The organism is Robertmurraya phoenicis, assembly GCF_047302285.1.
Classification (GTDB): domain Bacteria; phylum Bacillota; class Bacilli; order Bacillales; family Cytobacillaceae; genus Robertmurraya.
On record NZ_CP154845.1, the window covers coordinates 1,860,797 to 1,875,452 of the forward strand.

Annotated in this window: 16 protein-coding genes; all 16 read left to right on the plus strand. The window is 37.6% G+C overall.

Features of this window, described 5'->3' with window-relative positions; translation table 11 throughout:
- Positions 1 to 63: 63 nt before the first annotated feature.
- The 16 genes from AA0X71_RS09175 to hisC all read left to right on the plus strand — a co-directional run bounded on the left by AA0X71_RS09175 (position 64) and on the right by hisC (position 14,576).
- On the plus strand, positions 64 to 1,119 hold the full coding sequence (locus tag AA0X71_RS09175) for an NAD(P)H-dependent glycerol-3-phosphate dehydrogenase (protein ID WP_413361567.1): 1,056 nt from the start codon (positions 64 to 66) through the stop codon (positions 1,117 to 1,119).
- 281 nt (positions 1,120 to 1,400) lie between these two features.
- Positions 1,401 to 1,601 (plus strand): DUF2768 domain-containing protein, encoded by a 201-nt coding sequence (locus tag AA0X71_RS09180; protein ID WP_413361568.1) that lies wholly within the window; start codon positions 1,401 to 1,403, stop codon positions 1,599 to 1,601.
- Positions 1,602 to 1,640: 39 nt separating this feature from the next.
- Positions 1,641 to 2,354 carry a hypothetical protein gene (locus tag AA0X71_RS09185; RefSeq protein WP_413361569.1) on the plus strand — a complete coding sequence of 238 codons (714 nt, stop codon included), beginning with the start codon at positions 1,641 to 1,643 and terminating at the stop codon, positions 2,352 to 2,354.
- Positions 2,355 to 2,680: 326 nt separating this feature from the next.
- The gene (spoIVA, locus tag AA0X71_RS09190) at positions 2,681 to 4,159 is read left to right on the plus strand and encodes a stage IV sporulation protein A (RefSeq protein WP_019154308.1); all 1,479 of its coding nucleotides are present in this window, start codon (positions 2,681 to 2,683) and stop codon (positions 4,157 to 4,159) included.
- A 473-nt stretch (positions 4,160 to 4,632) separates the two neighbouring features.
- Positions 4,633 to 4,905: an HU family DNA-binding protein gene (locus AA0X71_RS09195; RefSeq protein ID WP_019154307.1), complete on the plus strand. Its 273-nt coding sequence runs from the start codon at positions 4,633 to 4,635 to the stop codon at positions 4,903 to 4,905.
- A gap of 388 nt (positions 4,906 to 5,293) precedes the next feature.
- On the plus strand, positions 5,294 to 5,860 hold the full coding sequence (folE, locus tag AA0X71_RS09200) for a GTP cyclohydrolase I FolE (protein WP_413361570.1): 567 nt from the start codon (positions 5,294 to 5,296) through the stop codon (positions 5,858 to 5,860).
- A 167-nt stretch (positions 5,861 to 6,027) separates the two neighbouring features.
- Complete coding sequence (gene mtrB, locus AA0X71_RS09205; protein ID WP_413361571.1) at positions 6,028 to 6,261, plus strand: trp RNA-binding attenuation protein MtrB; 234 nt, start codon at positions 6,028 to 6,030, stop codon at positions 6,259 to 6,261.
- A 174-nt stretch (positions 6,262 to 6,435) separates the two neighbouring features.
- A complete protein-coding gene (locus tag AA0X71_RS09210; protein ID WP_413361572.1) occupies positions 6,436 to 7,257 on the plus strand; it encodes a heptaprenyl diphosphate synthase component 1 in 822 nt (273 codons plus the stop codon).
- 4 nt (positions 7,258 to 7,261) lie between these two features.
- Positions 7,262 to 7,966 carry a demethylmenaquinone methyltransferase gene (locus AA0X71_RS09215; protein ID WP_413361573.1) on the plus strand — a complete coding sequence of 235 codons (705 nt, stop codon included), beginning with the start codon at positions 7,262 to 7,264 and terminating at the stop codon, positions 7,964 to 7,966.
- 53 nt (positions 7,967 to 8,019) lie between these two features.
- Complete coding sequence (gene hepT, locus AA0X71_RS09220) at positions 8,020 to 8,982, plus strand: heptaprenyl diphosphate synthase component II (RefSeq protein ID WP_413361574.1); 963 nt, start codon at positions 8,020 to 8,022, stop codon at positions 8,980 to 8,982.
- 185 nt (positions 8,983 to 9,167) lie between these two features.
- Positions 9,168 to 9,614 (plus strand): nucleoside-diphosphate kinase, encoded by a 447-nt coding sequence (gene ndk, locus AA0X71_RS09225; protein WP_413361575.1) that lies wholly within the window; start codon positions 9,168 to 9,170, stop codon positions 9,612 to 9,614.
- 162 nt (positions 9,615 to 9,776) lie between these two features.
- The gene (locus tag AA0X71_RS09230) at positions 9,777 to 10,550 is read left to right on the plus strand and encodes a CheR family methyltransferase (RefSeq protein ID WP_413361576.1); all 774 of its coding nucleotides are present in this window, start codon (positions 9,777 to 9,779) and stop codon (positions 10,548 to 10,550) included.
- Between the two features lie 260 nt (positions 10,551 to 10,810).
- Positions 10,811 to 11,983: a chorismate synthase gene (gene aroC, locus AA0X71_RS09235; protein WP_413361577.1), complete on the plus strand. Its 1,173-nt coding sequence runs from the start codon at positions 10,811 to 10,813 to the stop codon at positions 11,981 to 11,983.
- Positions 11,983 to 13,068, plus strand: coding sequence for a 3-dehydroquinate synthase (gene aroB / locus AA0X71_RS09240; RefSeq protein WP_413361578.1), 1,086 nt, complete (start codon positions 11,983 to 11,985; stop codon positions 13,066 to 13,068). The genes aroC and aroB overlap by 1 nt, the downstream gene beginning before the upstream one ends.
- Positions 13,069 to 13,082: 14 nt before the next feature.
- A complete protein-coding gene (gene aroH / locus AA0X71_RS09245) occupies positions 13,083 to 13,445 on the plus strand; it encodes a chorismate mutase (RefSeq protein ID WP_413361579.1) in 363 nt (120 codons plus the stop codon).
- Positions 13,446 to 13,475: 30 nt separating this feature from the next.
- A complete protein-coding gene (hisC, locus tag AA0X71_RS09250) occupies positions 13,476 to 14,576 on the plus strand; it encodes a histidinol-phosphate transaminase (RefSeq protein WP_413361580.1) in 1,101 nt (366 codons plus the stop codon).
- The last annotated feature ends 80 nt before the right edge of the window (positions 14,577 to 14,656 follow it).

Consider the following 14,656-nt stretch of genomic DNA (forward strand, 5'->3'; position numbering starts at 1 on the left):
TGATAAAAGCTTACCTATTTAAGCATTGAACTTTTTCTTAATAAAAGTTAAGGACGTGATCTTGTGGAAAGAAAAAGAGAAATAATTTCCGTAATCGGTGCAGGTAGCTGGGGTACAGCATTGGCAATGGTACTAGCAGATAATGGGCATGAGGTCAGATTATGGGGACATAATCCACAACAAATTGAAGAAATCAATGAGAAACATAGTAATGAGAAGTATTTACCTGGGGTTGAACTACCGCAGGAGATCGTAGGTTATTCTTCTTTGCAAACGGCACTAAGCAACACTGAACTCATTCTTTTGGCAGTTCCAACTAAAGCGATTCGTGAGGTGCTCAAGAAGATTCAGGAGGTTCAAGAGAACCCACTTACCATTGTTCATGTGAGTAAGGGAATCGAACCTGATACATTAATGACCATTTCAGAAATGATCGAAGATGAAATGGCAGAAGATTTGCTAAAGGATGTCGTTGTACTTTCTGGACCAAGCCATGCAGAAGAAGTGAGCAGACGATTTATAACAACTGTAACTGCTTCTTCGAAAAATCTGGAAGCAGCTGAAAGAGTACAAGATTTATTTATCAATTCCTATTTTCGAGTCTATACAAACCCAGATATCATTGGTGTGGAAATTGGAGGGGCACTAAAGAATATCATTGCCCTTGCTGCAGGGATTACGGATGGGCTTGGCTATGGTGACAATGCAAAAGCTGCTCTTATAACAAGAGGTTTAGCTGAAATTGCCCGTCTCGGCACTAAAATGGGGGCAAGTCCTTTAACCTTTTCTGGGTTGACGGGGATTGGCGATTTGATCGTTACGTGCACTAGTGTTCATTCAAGAAACTGGAGAGCGGGAAATTTATTAGGAAAAGGGCAAAATCTTCAAGAAGTATTGGACAACATGGGAATGGTCGTTGAAGGGGTTCGAACAACGAAGGCAGCTAACCAGCTAGCTGATAAATTTCAGGTGAAAATGCCGATTACAAAAGCTTTATACAATGTTCTTTTCAATGATGCAAGTCCGAAAGATGAAGTGGATTCATTAATGTCCCGAGTAAAAACACATGAAATGGAGGACTTAGCGAACGTACTTTCGAATGAACAGTTAGAATCGTGATTAGTTTTTGAAGTCGTCTGTATGTCTATAATATTTTCAAAATATAGGCTTTCGAGGATGCGATATATCTCAGCAATGCATACAATGGGAGCGAAGCAAACTGGTGAAATGAACAGGGTGTATGGTGTATTTAGTCAATTTGGCTAAAGTAAAGAGCGGCCCCCTACTTTACTTTAGCTTTTTTTAGTTCCTATGTTATAATATTTCGGAAAATGGCATCTGATGGCACTATTAGATCCATCTATTAATTGAGTTTATAGTCTTTCGAAGGAGTTGGGTATATGTCACCAGGTATGTTAAAAATGTGGATCTCGATCGCTGGAATGGGGTTTATGTTTATCTCGATTATGATGATTTATTTAAGCCGTTTTAAAATTAAAAATAGTGTAATCAAATTCATTACAGCTCTAATTGCATACGTCTTAATGATTTTAAGCGGAATTATTATTTTTCTTGTTGTTATTAGTGGCCCAACAACATAAAGGTTTTCATCATTACATAGAATAGAAGGATTGATTCATATGAAAAAAGGAATGCGTGTATTGCTCATTTGCCTGATCACATCCGCTATTTTAACGGGCTGTGCTTATCCACAGGACAAGTTAGCTCAAAATCAAACACCTTATCAAGACCAGGTTGTAGCTGTACAATCAGCAGTTGAAAGATTTCAAGAGGATAAAGGCGGAATTCTTCCGATAAAAACGAAGGAAAATGATACACCCATTTATCAAAAGTATTTGATAGATTTCAAGCAACTAGTTCCACAATATATGGCTGAGCCACCAGGAAATGCGTTCGAATCAGGTGGTATTTTTCAGTATGTCCTAATTGATGTAGAAACAAATCCAACTGTAAAAATATTTGATTTAAGAATGGCAGAAATGATTCGTGATATTAATTTACGCATCTCGATGCAGGATTATCCACCTTATAAAGAAAGAGTTGCTGATGGGCTATTCTCTTTAGATTACGAAAAGCTTGGTTTCAAAGAGGAGCCAGTAGTCATGAGCCCCTTCTCAAACCAAGACTTGCCGTTCGTGATCAATGGGAATGCGGAAGTGTTTGTAGATTATCGAAAGGATCTGTACCAGCTTTTTCAAGATGATCCATCACTTTTTGAACCGGGGACTGACGTTAGGCCCCTTTTACTTGAGGATTCATTATTTGTTCCAGCCTACTCTCTTCCTTATACGATTGATGCCAAAACAAATGAAATCATTTTTAGACCTTCTTGACCATATTTTCATACCGAAATTTACAGTCATAACCCTTTTCTTACGGAATATATTGTAGGAGAAGGGTTTTTATTATACTTAATCCGTTTCATTTTGAGTAAAGAAGAGAACTTAAGAAATGAATTTTTCTCATAATTCCTTTTAACTGGAATGAAGAAATTCACAAATAAGGAGGTAATTTTTAAGAAAACTGTCATAACGGAGTAGGACAACGTCATACACATATATTGTCAAAGTATCGTAACAAATTCGATATGAAGGTTTCAAATGGTAATAAATTAGGATAGCTATTATCCCACTAACTCATGATTTCGGGAGGGGATCACTTGGAAAAGGTAGATATTTTTAAGGATATCGCTGAAAGAACGGGCGGTGATATTTATTTAGGTGTTGTAGGAGCAGTTCGAACAGGTAAATCAACTTTTATCAAGAAATTCATGGAGCTTGTCGTTCTACCTAATATGGATAACGAAGCAGAGCGAGCTCGTACCCAAGATGAACTGCCTCAAAGTGCAGCGGGAAGAACGATTATGACGACAGAACCCAAGTTTGTTCCTAATCAAGCAGCAACTGTTCATGTCAGTGAAGGATTGGATGTCAATATTCGTCTAGTAGATTGTGTAGGGTATACGGTCCCAGGAGCGAAAGGATACGAGGATGAAAATGGTCCCCGAATGATTAATACTCCTTGGTACGAAGAGCCGATTCCGTTCCATGAAGCTGCTGAAATTGGCACAAGAAAGGTCATTCAAGAGCATTCTACTATTGGTGTTGTTGTGACAACAGATGGGACAATAGGAGAAATCCCAAGATTCGATTATATTGAAGCAGAAGAGAGAGTCATAGAAGAGCTAAAAGAGGTTGGAAAACCATTCATTATGGTTATTAATAGCGTTCAGCCACATCATCCAAATACGGAATCTCTTCGCAATGAATTGGCTGAAAAGTATGACATTCCAGTACTTGCGATGAGTATTGAAGGAATGCGAGAAGCGGATGTATTAAATGTCATGCGAGAAGCATTATATGAATTCCCAGTACTTGAGGTTAACGTTAATCTTCCAAGCTGGGTCATGGTATTAAAGGAAGACCACTGGTTACGAGAAAGCTACCAGGAAGCTGTGAAGGATACAGTAAAAGATATTAAGAGACTACGTGATGTAGATCGGGTCGTTCATCTCTTCAGTGACTATGAATTTATTGATCGAGCAGGTTTAGCGGGCATCGAAATGGGTCAAGGGGTAGCTGAAATTGACTTATTTGCTCCCGATGAGCTTTACGATGACATCTTAAAAGAAATTGTCGGTGTGGAAATTAGGGGAAGAGACCACTTGCTAGAATTAATGCAAGATTTTGCACACGCCAAGCAAGAATATGACCAAATTTCAGATGCGCTGAAAATGGTGAAACAAACAGGATATGGAATTGCTGCTCCAACACTTGCTGACATGAGTTTAGACGAGCCGGAAATCATTCGTCAAGGTGCTAGATTCGGAGTCAGATTAAAAGCTGTTGCTCCATCTATCCATATGATTAAGGTTGATGTTGAATCAGAATTCGCACCAATTATCGGTACAGAAAAACAAAGCGAAGAGCTTGTACGATACTTAATGCAGGACTTTGAGGATGATCCGTTATCGATATGGAACTCTGATATTTTCGGTAGAAGCCTAAGCTCTATCGTAAGAGAAGGAATTCAAGCTAAGCTTTCCTTAATGCCAGAAAATGCAAGATATAAATTAAAAGAAACGCTTGAAAGAATCATTAATGAAGGTTCAGGCGGCTTAATCGCTATTATTCTGTAAGCATCAAGACTCCAAAAATGGGGTCTTTTTTTTGTCTCAAAGTATTCAATTTCATCGACAAAATCATGCAAAAGCCTCTTTAAAAAGAAAAGATTACCATCATTTCGCTAAATTTTCTTGATAACATCAAATGATTGTGATAATCTTTTAACAGAATTACTGATGAAAGCGACTAAAAGCCTTATAAATTAAGGTTTTTTAACAGAAAAGCGTTGAAATCTTGATTTTTATCATTTAATATATGGAAAGAGGTTCATTCAATTTGCATCGTGAGAACATCACATCTACTTGAGTGGATAAGCCTTTTTTTGTAAAAATTCCTTTGTTTTTACCTATTGACCATGTAAAATGGCTGAAAATGGGGATAAATACTAGTCGCTACGTATAGAAATCAGTAATTTTGTTTACAAATGATGATAAGAATGCAATTTTCAACTAAAATGAGTCGAATTCTTTGGGAGGAGGTGAAAGGCATGAACAAGACAGAACTAGTTAATGCGGTTGCAGAAAGCAGTGAACTTTCTAAAAAGGACGCTACTAAAGCAGTTGACGCAGTATTTGATTCAATCTTAAATGCTTTAAAAGATGGTGATAAAGTACAACTAATCGGTTTCGGAAACTTTGAGGTACGTGAGCGTGCGGCTCGTAAAGGTCGTAATCCTCAAACTGGAGAAGAAATTGAAATCTCTGCTAGCAAGGTACCTGCTTTCAAACCAGGTAAGGCGCTTAAAGATGCAGTGAAGTAATTACATAAAGTACTTTATACTTTAGATAAGATATTTTGCTCAGATTCGAGTGGGTATTCTTATCTTCTTTAAAAAGGTCCACGTTTATACGTGGCCTTTTTATTTTTTTGTCGATAACGCGATTTTTGGCTCATTTCGTGAGAAACCTCGGTTTCTCACTTCTTTCAGCTATTCGCTGAAAGGTAGCTCTGAAACGATGAAACGCTTGGGGAAAGCTAGCTTTCCTCCGCGTTTCATCGTTTCAGAGCAAAATGAGCCAAAAATCAATAGCACATATTATATTTCAAAGTTGAATTCCTTCTTTTTGCCTGTATTTCGTTAGTTGTGCTAAGATGTTAATGTTATATTTATTGTTACTAGAAGAGGATTAGGCTGAGGAGGATTTATCATGTCAAACGTCAATCGTGCCCAAATTGAAGAGGCGGTACGTTTAATATTAGAAGCAGTAGGGGATGACCCGAATCGAGAAGGAGTATTAGATACACCGAAACGTGTGGCAAAAATGTATGAAGAAGTATTCCAAGGAATAAACCAAGATCCACGTGAGTATTTTGAAACGATTTTTAGCGAGGATCATGAAGAATTGGTTTTAGTTAAAGATATCCCGTTCTACTCCATGTGTGAACATCATCTTGTTCCTTTTTACGGGAAGGCGCATGTAGCTTATATTCCAAGGAATGGACGAGTAACAGGCTTGAGTAAACTAGCAAGGGCGGTTGAGGCTGTTGCGAAAAGACCACAGCTTCAAGAACGAATCACGTCAACAGTTGCTGATGCGATGATGGAAAAACTTGAACCACATGGTGTGATGATTGTGGTAGAAGCTGAACATATGTGTATGACGATGCGCGGTGTCAAAAAACCGGGAGCGAAAACGGTGACTACTGCAGTAAGGGGCACTTTAGCAGAGGATAGTACTGCTAGAGCTGAAATTTTATCGTTAATTAAACAATAAGGGACAATCCAGTATCGACTAAATTGTGAAGTTTAGTCGATACTTTTTAAAATAGTTGAAGTAGAATTAGCAAAAGTTATATGAAAATGAAGGCAATAATTGTTATGATGATTGTACGGCAACTTTTAAAGCCATAATAATCATGATTAAATGGAGATGTGGTTCGGATGGATAACAAACCAAATGGTGAATATTTAGTGATAAAAGCAATTGAAGATGGTGTAAATGTTATTGGACTCACACGTGGAACGGACACGCGTTTTCATCACTCTGAGAAGCTAGATAAAGGAGAGGTCATGATTGCTCAGTTTACAGAGCATACTTCTGCTATAAAAATAAGAGGAAATGCTAAAATCATGACTTCGTATGGAGAAATAGAAAGCGAACAGAAAGAGAAATAAAAAACGTTTCCAAGGTGGTAATATAGTTAATATCAAACAAAATACTGAATTATCTATATTTTTATTAAAAGGACCATAGTAGGGCCTTTTATGATATAATTGTCCAAGTGTTTTATTTTTGCGAGTAACGGCTAAAAAGTGACAATAGAATCTAGCGGATACAAGGGTGATTTCATGCTAAACCTTCAACAAAAACTAGAATATGTTCGGGAAAAAATAGAAGGAAAGATCCATCATCCCTTCTTAGCACAAAATATTGAAGCACCAGTAATTGATGAAGATAAGCTTTTCTTTCTTGTCTCTTTTCTAGATGATCTAAATGTTTCCATTGAAGACATTGAACACTATGTTGTACCTACGATGTTATTGCAAATTGCTCTTGATACTCATGATTTGGTGACGAATGACCTTTCAGGAGATGCTAATTTAAAGAATCGGCAATTAACGGTACTCGCAGGGGTATACTATAGTGGCCTTTATTATAAAATTTTGGCAGAAAAGGATAATATTGAAGTGATCCGCTTACTTGCTGAGGGAATTGAAACGATTAACGATCAAAAAATTATCGTTTATCAGCAAGAACTTGATGGAATCGAAAAACTTATGGAATGCCTTAAGAATATAGAAGCATCGTTACATAAGAAACTAGTCAAGCATTTACATGCAAACGGTTGGGATGAAATTATTTCCAACTTCTTATTAATAAAACGATTGAGCAAAGAAAGAGACCTGTTTGTGAAGTCTCAAACATCCGTTGTATTTGATGGTATAAAGAAATTGGTTTTTCCAAGGCATGAACAAACACTGAAAGAATTATCAAATGAGCAAAAAAATCATTTGGTTTTTATTTGTGATAAATATATTAGCTTTTATAAAGAAATGTTAGTGAAAGCAAAAAATAAATTGCCGCTTGTCAATGAAGCGGTTGAAAGTAGAATCGAAAAAGTATTAAAGCAACATCAAATCGTTGTGAAATCGCTTGTGGAAGAAGGGTAAGGAAATGAACCAGTCAAAAGAACAACGTGTGCATGGCGTTTTTGAAAAGATCTCTGATAACTATGATAAGATGAATTCGGTGATCAGCTTTCAAATGCATAAAAAATGGCGTGAAGACACGATGAAAAAGATGAATGTTAAGGCCGGTTCTAAAGCGTTAGATGTGTGCTGCGGTACAGCTGACTGGACAATTGCCCTAGCCGAAAAAGTCGGTCCAAGTGGAGAAGTGATAGGCTTAGACTTCAGCAAAAACATGCTCAAAGTTGGCGAAGAAAAAGTGAAGGATTTGCATTTGGGTAATGTTCAGCTTGTACATGGGAATGCGATGGAACTTCCGTTTCCGGATCATTCATTTGATTATGTAACGATCGGTTTTGGTCTTAGAAATGTACCAGATTACCTACAGGTTCTAAAGGAAATGAATCGTGTCCTCAAGCCAGGCGGAATCGGAGTTTGCTTAGAGACGTCTCAGCCGACAATGTTTGGTTATCGACAGTTATTCTTTTTTTACTTTCGATTTATTATGCCGTTTTTCGGAAAACTTTTTGCGAAGAGCTATAATGAATATGCTTGGCTGCATGAGTCAGCAAGAGATTTCCCAGGGATGAAAGAACTTGCGAAAATGTTTGAGCAAGCAGGATTCAAAAAGGTAAGCTACAAGCCATACAGCGGTGGAGCTGCTGCTGTTCATATTGGGCATAAGGAATAAGCTTTAAAGCTCCATTTATTACGTGTTAAAGTTTTTAGGATTGGTGACGTCATATGAAACTAAAAATGGTGTATTCATTTTTGAGCTCTGATATAAATACTATAGAAAAATCATTAGAAGAAACGGTAAAAGGGGAATCACCACTATTGCAGGAGGCTTCCTTGCATCTATTGCAGGCAGGCGGCAAAAGGATTCGCCCTGTTTTTGTCTTGTTGGCCGCAAAATTTGGACGTTATGATATTCGAGTCGTTAAAGATGTTGCTGTAGCTCTAGAACTTATTCATATGGCTTCTTTAGTTCATGATGATGTCATTGATGATGCCGATTTGCGCCGAGGAAGACCAACGATCAAGAGCAAATGGGATAATCGATTTGCGATGTATTCCGGGGATTACATATTTGCGAAGTCATTGGAATTAATGACAAATGTGCAAAATCCAGAGGCTCATCAAATTTTATCCAATACGATTGTCGAACTGACAATTGGTGAGATTGAGCAGATTAAGGATAAGTATCGTTACGAACAGAATTTACGGGATTATTTGCTGCGAATTAAAAGAAAGACAGCTTTATTAATCGCTGCAAGTTGTCAACTAGGAGCGATTGCTGCTGGAGTAGAAGAAGAGATTCATCGTAAGCTTTTCCGTTTTGGATATTTTGTAGGGATGAGCTTTCAAATTACAGATGATATTCTCGACTTTACAGGTACTGAAAAAGAACTTGGAAAGCCAGCTGGAGGAGATTTGCTTCAAGGTAATATCACACTTCCTGTTTTATTTGCGATGGAGGATGAAAAGCTCCATGCTGAAATTGTAAAGGTTCACGAAAATATGAACTCAGAGGAAATGGACTATATTATTCAGCTTATAAAAAATTCAGACGCAATTGAGAAGTCTATTAAAATGAGCGATCGTTATTTAGATAAGGCCCTTGATGTGCTTGCGGAATTGCCTAATAATAGAGCAAGAAAGACGTTAAGAGATATTGCGCTCTACATCGGAAAACGAAAATCATAAGTTTCAAAAACTGCTAAGAAAACACGCTCTAGCTCCTATACTTCCCGTTGTCAAAAAGGAAAGTACCCACTAAACTTAAATCTCTTAACTCTGTTGCCATTATGTGAAAATAATGGTAATATTTTCGTGGGCTGTCTAATCGTTTTTTAGTCCGTACATACAGACAAACTTTAGGAGTGGAGCTTATGGAAAAGACTTTTTTAATGTTAAAACCTGATGGTGTACAGCGCAGTTTAATTGGTGACATCGTTTCTCGTTTTGAAAGAAAAGGATTTCAGCTAGTAGGTGCGAAGCTAATGAGTATTCCTCAAGAATTAGCAGAGCAGCATTATGGTGAGCATAAGGAACGCCCTTTCTTTGGTGAGTTAGTTGATTTCATTACTTCTGGTCCAGTATTTGCAATGGTTTGGGAAGGCGAAAATGTCATTGCGACTGCACGTAGTATGATGGGGGCAACAAATCCAAAGGATGCGACAGCTGGAACCATTCGTGGAGATTATGCAGCTACAGTTGGAAAGAATATTATTCACGGTTCAGACTCTCCTACGAGTGCTGAAAGAGAAATCGCTTTATTCTTCAAAGAAGAAGAGCTAGTTACTTATTCTAAGCATATTAGTGAGTGGATTTATTAAGTATAAGTCTATTACTTATTCTGAAAAAAGTAAGCGCTTGTATTATCTGCAAGTGCTTTTTTCTTTTCTTTTTAAATTTTGATTTTTTAAAAATTATACTCTTTTTTTCCATTTTTACGCTATACTTACACTATATTAAGTTGATTGCATAGGGAGAAAGATATGGCACAGGACTACGAACAATTTGTTGCAAACATTAAGAAAAAAACTGGAATTGATCTCTCATTATATAAAGAGGCACAAATGAAGCGAAGATTGACATCCCTTTATGAAAAAAGAGGATATCACTCTTTTAATGATTATTATTTGGAACTTAAGGAAAATAAAACACTCTTAGACGAATTTTTGGATCGAATGACCATTAATGTCTCGGAGTTTTATCGAAATGGTAAACGGTGGGAAGTGTTGGAGAAAAAAATTCTACCTAAGCTATTAGAAAAAAATAGTCGCTTGAAAATATGGAGTGCTGCATGTTCAACTGGGGAAGAACCGTATACAATTGCCATGATTATGTCAAAATTCATGCCGCTTTCCGGGGTGCAAATTCTTGCGACAGACATTGATGAAAATGCCATTTCTAGGGCGAAGATAGGTGCTTATCCAGAAAGGTCTTTGAATGAAGTTCCAGACGATATGAAACGTAAGTTTTTTAAACAGGATGGGAGTTTCTATCATCTATCAGAAAAAATTAAAAAAACGGTATCATTCAAAAAACAGAATTTACTAGCTGATCCATTTGGAGGCCCATTCGATTTAATCGTATGTAGAAATGTGCTGATTTATTTTACAGAAGATGCAAAAGATATACTGTATACTAAATTTAGCGGTGCTTTAAAAGAAGATGGAATCTTTTTTGTTGGTAGCACAGAGCAAATTTTCAATCCAAGTCTATATGGATTTGAAACCGAGGATACCTTTTTTTATCGGAAACGATAATTGACTATATAGGGTAAAACCGACTTTCTGGGTTTCTAGACTAAACAGCGATCGGAAAAAGTAAAGAGCGATGATGCTCTTTTTTTTCTACCCATGAATATGATGGAAATGCATGGAGAAATAAGGAGTATGTTTGAAAATTGACAATCGTACAATAAGAACGAAATACAGACAAAATTTTAAATCTTTTACTATTCTTCTTTACGTGCGTATGTTATATTGATACATAATCCTTTAATGAGTTGAAGGAGGAAAGAGTTATGAGATACTTAACAGCGGGAGAGTCACATGGCCCCCAATTAACAACGATTATCGAAGGATTACCGGCTGGAATGCCTCTATTATCGGAGGATATTAACGAACAATTAGCGAGGCGTCAAAAGGGATATGGACGAGGCCGAAGAATGCAAATTGAAAAAGATACCGTACATATCGCTAGTGGAGTTCGACATGGATTAACACTAGGCTCACCGGTTGCTTTAGTTGTGGAAAATGACGACTGGAAACACTGGACAAAAATTATGGGACAAGAGCCACCAGAGCTTAATGAAGGTGAAGAAGTAAAGCGAAAAATTACTCGCCCCCGCCCTGGTCACGCAGATCTCAATGGTGGAATCAAGTATGGACATCGTGATTTGCGTAATGTTCTGGAGCGATCATCTGCCCGTGAAACGACCGTCAGAGTGGCGGCTGGAGCGGTAGCAAAGAAGCTTCTTTCACTACTTGGAATCGAAGTAGCATCACATGTCATTGAAATAGGTGGAATTAAGAGTGAAGTTAGAAGCTATGAATCAATCAACTCATTAAAGGATATTACTGAAAATTCCCCTGTTAGATGCTTAGATCCAAACGCTGAAAAGGCAATGATGAAGGCGATTGATGAAGCCAAAGAAAATGGAGATTCTATCGGTGGAATCGTTGAGGTAATCGTGGAAGGAATGCCTGCTGGAGTGGGTAGTTACGTCCATTTTGATCGTAAGTTAGATGCAAAGCTGGCAGCAGCAATTGTTAGTATTAATGCCTTTAAGGGCGTTGAGTTTGGAATTGGTTTTGAAGCAGCTAGAAAACCTGGTAGTGAAGTACATGATGAGATCGTTTGGGATGAAACAAAAGGATATTCTCGAAAAACAAACCGCTTAGGTGGATTTGAAGGTGGAATGACAACAGGGATGCCGATTGTCGTTCGGGGTGTAATGAAGCCGATCCCAACATTATATAAACCACTTCAAAGTGTAGATATTGATTCGAAGGAACCTTTTTCAGCAAGTATTGAACGATCAGATAGCTGTGCTGTACCTGCAGCAGCTATTGTTGCAGAACATGTCGTCGCATGGGAAATTGCCTCAGCCATCGTTGATCAATTTTACTCTGATAGACTCGACACTTTGAAGAATACGATTGAACAGCAACGTACGTATGCGAGGGAGTTCTAATGGAACCGATTCTCATTCAGACTGAATCTCGAAATTATTCAGTTTTCGTTGGGGAAGGGGTTATTTCTACCCTTCCAACTTTTTTAAAGGACGAGTTTCCTTCCTTAACGAAGGTGGTCATTATAACAGACGGGAATGTTGGAGAAAGATACTTGCCAACTCTGAAAAGGATCCTCTCGGATTATCAACCTTTAACCTATATTGTTCCAAATGGTGAATATGCAAAAACCTTTGCTGTCTATCAGGAGTGTTTAACCTTTTGTTTGGAAAAAAAATTGGACAGAAAATCGATTGTTTTGGCCTTTGGTGGAGGAGCAGTCGGTGATGTAAGTGGCTTTGTTGCCGCAACGTATATGCGAGGAATTCCTTTTATTCAAATCCCTACTACCATCCTAGCACATGATAGTGCTGTCGGAGGAAAGGTTGCGATCAATCACCCTTTAGGAAAGAATATGATCGGTGCTTTTTATCAACCAGAAGCGGTGTTTTATGATTTAAGCTTTCTTAATAGTCTCTCAATTGGTGAAAGAAGATCAGGATTAGCTGAAGTAATAAAACATGGATTGATACAAGATGAAGCTTTCTATCATTGGCTACTTTCGAACATTTTAGATTTGAATCATCTTACAACTGAACAATTAGAGTATATGATGAAAAAAGGGATTCAAATAAAAAATGCTATCGTCTCCCGTGATGAGAAGGAAAATGGGATTCGTGCTTTTTTGAATTTCGGTCATACACTTGGGCATGCGATTGAAGGGGAAGCAGGATATGGAAAGATTACCCATGGTGAAGCTGTTTTAATAGGAATGCTCTTTTCATTGAAATTAAGTAAGAGTATTTTTGATCTATCTTTTGATGAGGAAAGGTTTATAAGCTGGGTCAAGCAGCTTGGCTATGAAACATCGATCCCGAATCATTTGAATGTACAATCCTTGCTTGAGCGTATGAAGCAAGATAAAAAATCCGTTGATGGTCATATTCAATATGTCTTAATAGAAAAAGTTGGGAAGCCTGTCACGATACCGTTAGAGGATCAATTTTTACTAGAACAGTTAGAGCAATTTCAAATAGGAATGACCTAAAGAGGTGATAAAGGATGATAAGAGGGGTAAGGGGAGCTACGACAATTGAGGAAAATGTAGAACAGGAGATTGTAACGTCGACAGAAACGCTCATTCGTGAAATGATCGCTGTCAATGAAATTGAAGCAGAAAATGTAGCATCTGTATTCATTTCAGTAACAGACGAAATTGACGGTACTTTTCCTGCGAAAGCGTTACGAAGCATAGAAGGTTGGACATATGTTCCTGTCATGTGCATGCGAGAAATCCCAGTTAAGAATGCTTTGAAAAGCTGTATTCGAGTGATGATACATATTAATACAGAAAAGAGTCAAACAGAGATAAAGCATATTTATTTGGAAAAAGCGATTAGCTTAAGACCAGATTTAAAGGCTTAAAGAAATTATTGAATTGAGTGGTGAAGACAAGTGAGATGGAAGGAAGATATTCTCCAATTGACTCCTTATCAGCCGGGAAAATCAATTGGTGAGGTTAAAAGACAATATGGGTTAGAAAAAATCGTAAAGCTTGCTTCAAATGAAAATCCATTTGGATGTTCAGGACAAGTTCTGGAAAAAATACACACGTTCGATGGTTCATTAGCTCTTTATCCTGATGGCTATGCAACAGAAATAAGGGAAGCCCTAGCAAGCAAATTAGGAGTTTCAGAAAAGCAAATAATATTTGGAAATGGCTCTGATGAGAATATCCAGATTATTTCTCGTGCTCTTTTGAGACCGGAGTTTAATACGGTCATGGCAGCTCCTACCTTTCCTCAATATAAGCATAATGCAGTGATTGAAGGGGCTGAAGTAAGAGAGGTCCCGCTCGTAGGTGGCGAACATGATTTAGAGGGGATGTTAAACAAAATTGATGAAAAGACAAATGTTGTTTGGCTATGTAGTCCAAATAACCCAACTGGTGCTTATATTAATGAAGAACAGTTATTGTCCTTTCTGAAGAGAGTACCGACAGAAACGCTTGTTGTATTAGACGAGGCGTATTATGAGTATGTGGTGGCAGATGATTATTACGATTCTATCGAACTGATAAAACAATTTGAAAATCTTATTGTATTAAGGACTTTCTCAAAAATTTACGGATTGGCTAGTCTTCGCATCGGATATGGTATCGGGAATGAAAAAGTGATTCGAGCCCTTGAACCGGCAAGAGAACCTTTCAATACGAGTACATTTGCCCAAATGGCAGCTAAAGCAGCTCTTGAGGACCAAGCTTATGTAGAGAAGTGCAGACAGCAAAATCGTGAAGGCTTACAACAATACTATCAATTTTGTGATGAACAGCAATTATCTTATACGAAATCACAAGGGAATTTCATTTTGATTGATTTCAAAGTGGATGGAAATGAAGTGTTCCAATATTTCCTTGAACGAGGGTATATTGTTCGTTCAGGTGTAGCCCTTGGTTTTCCAACTTCCGTAAGAGTAACGATAGGCTCTAAAGATGAAAACGCAGAAATGATCGAAATTATGAGAGCATTTATTTCAGAAAAAATCGCCACTCGATAGTATACCAATACAATTCACCCATAAATAGTAGAATTAACCTTTATAGCTCCTGAATTTTAGTGCCTAGTTGGACTTTCAGG

What these genes read in the sequence shown, in the direction of transcription:
- AA0X71_RS09180 (WP_413361568.1), top strand. Translation starts at nt 1,401, where the DNA reads ATGTCACCAGGTATGTTAAAAATGTGGATCTCGATCGCTGGAATGGGG.
- AA0X71_RS09185 (WP_413361569.1), top strand. Translation starts at nt 1,641, where the DNA reads ATGAAAAAAGGAATGCGTGTATTGCTCATTTGCCTGATCACATCCGCT.
- AA0X71_RS09195 (WP_019154307.1), top strand. Translation starts at nt 4,633, where the DNA reads ATGAACAAGACAGAACTAGTTAATGCGGTTGCAGAAAGCAGTGAACTT.
- folE (WP_413361570.1), top strand. Translation starts at nt 5,294, where the DNA reads ATGTCAAACGTCAATCGTGCCCAAATTGAAGAGGCGGTACGTTTAATA.
- mtrB (WP_413361571.1), top strand. Translation starts at nt 6,028, where the DNA reads ATGGATAACAAACCAAATGGTGAATATTTAGTGATAAAAGCAATTGAA.
- AA0X71_RS09210 (WP_413361572.1), top strand. Translation starts at nt 6,436, where the DNA reads ATGCTAAACCTTCAACAAAAACTAGAATATGTTCGGGAAAAAATAGAA.
- AA0X71_RS09215 (WP_413361573.1), top strand. Translation starts at nt 7,262, where the DNA reads ATGAACCAGTCAAAAGAACAACGTGTGCATGGCGTTTTTGAAAAGATC.
- hepT (WP_413361574.1), top strand. Translation starts at nt 8,020, where the DNA reads ATGAAACTAAAAATGGTGTATTCATTTTTGAGCTCTGATATAAATACT.
- ndk (WP_413361575.1), top strand. Translation starts at nt 9,168, where the DNA reads ATGGAAAAGACTTTTTTAATGTTAAAACCTGATGGTGTACAGCGCAGT.
- AA0X71_RS09230 (WP_413361576.1), top strand. Translation starts at nt 9,777, where the DNA reads ATGGCACAGGACTACGAACAATTTGTTGCAAACATTAAGAAAAAAACT.
- aroC (WP_413361577.1), top strand. Translation starts at nt 10,811, where the DNA reads ATGAGATACTTAACAGCGGGAGAGTCACATGGCCCCCAATTAACAACG.
- aroB (WP_413361578.1), top strand. Translation starts at nt 11,983, where the DNA reads ATGGAACCGATTCTCATTCAGACTGAATCTCGAAATTATTCAGTTTTC.
- aroH (WP_413361579.1), top strand. Translation starts at nt 13,083, where the DNA reads ATGATAAGAGGGGTAAGGGGAGCTACGACAATTGAGGAAAATGTAGAA.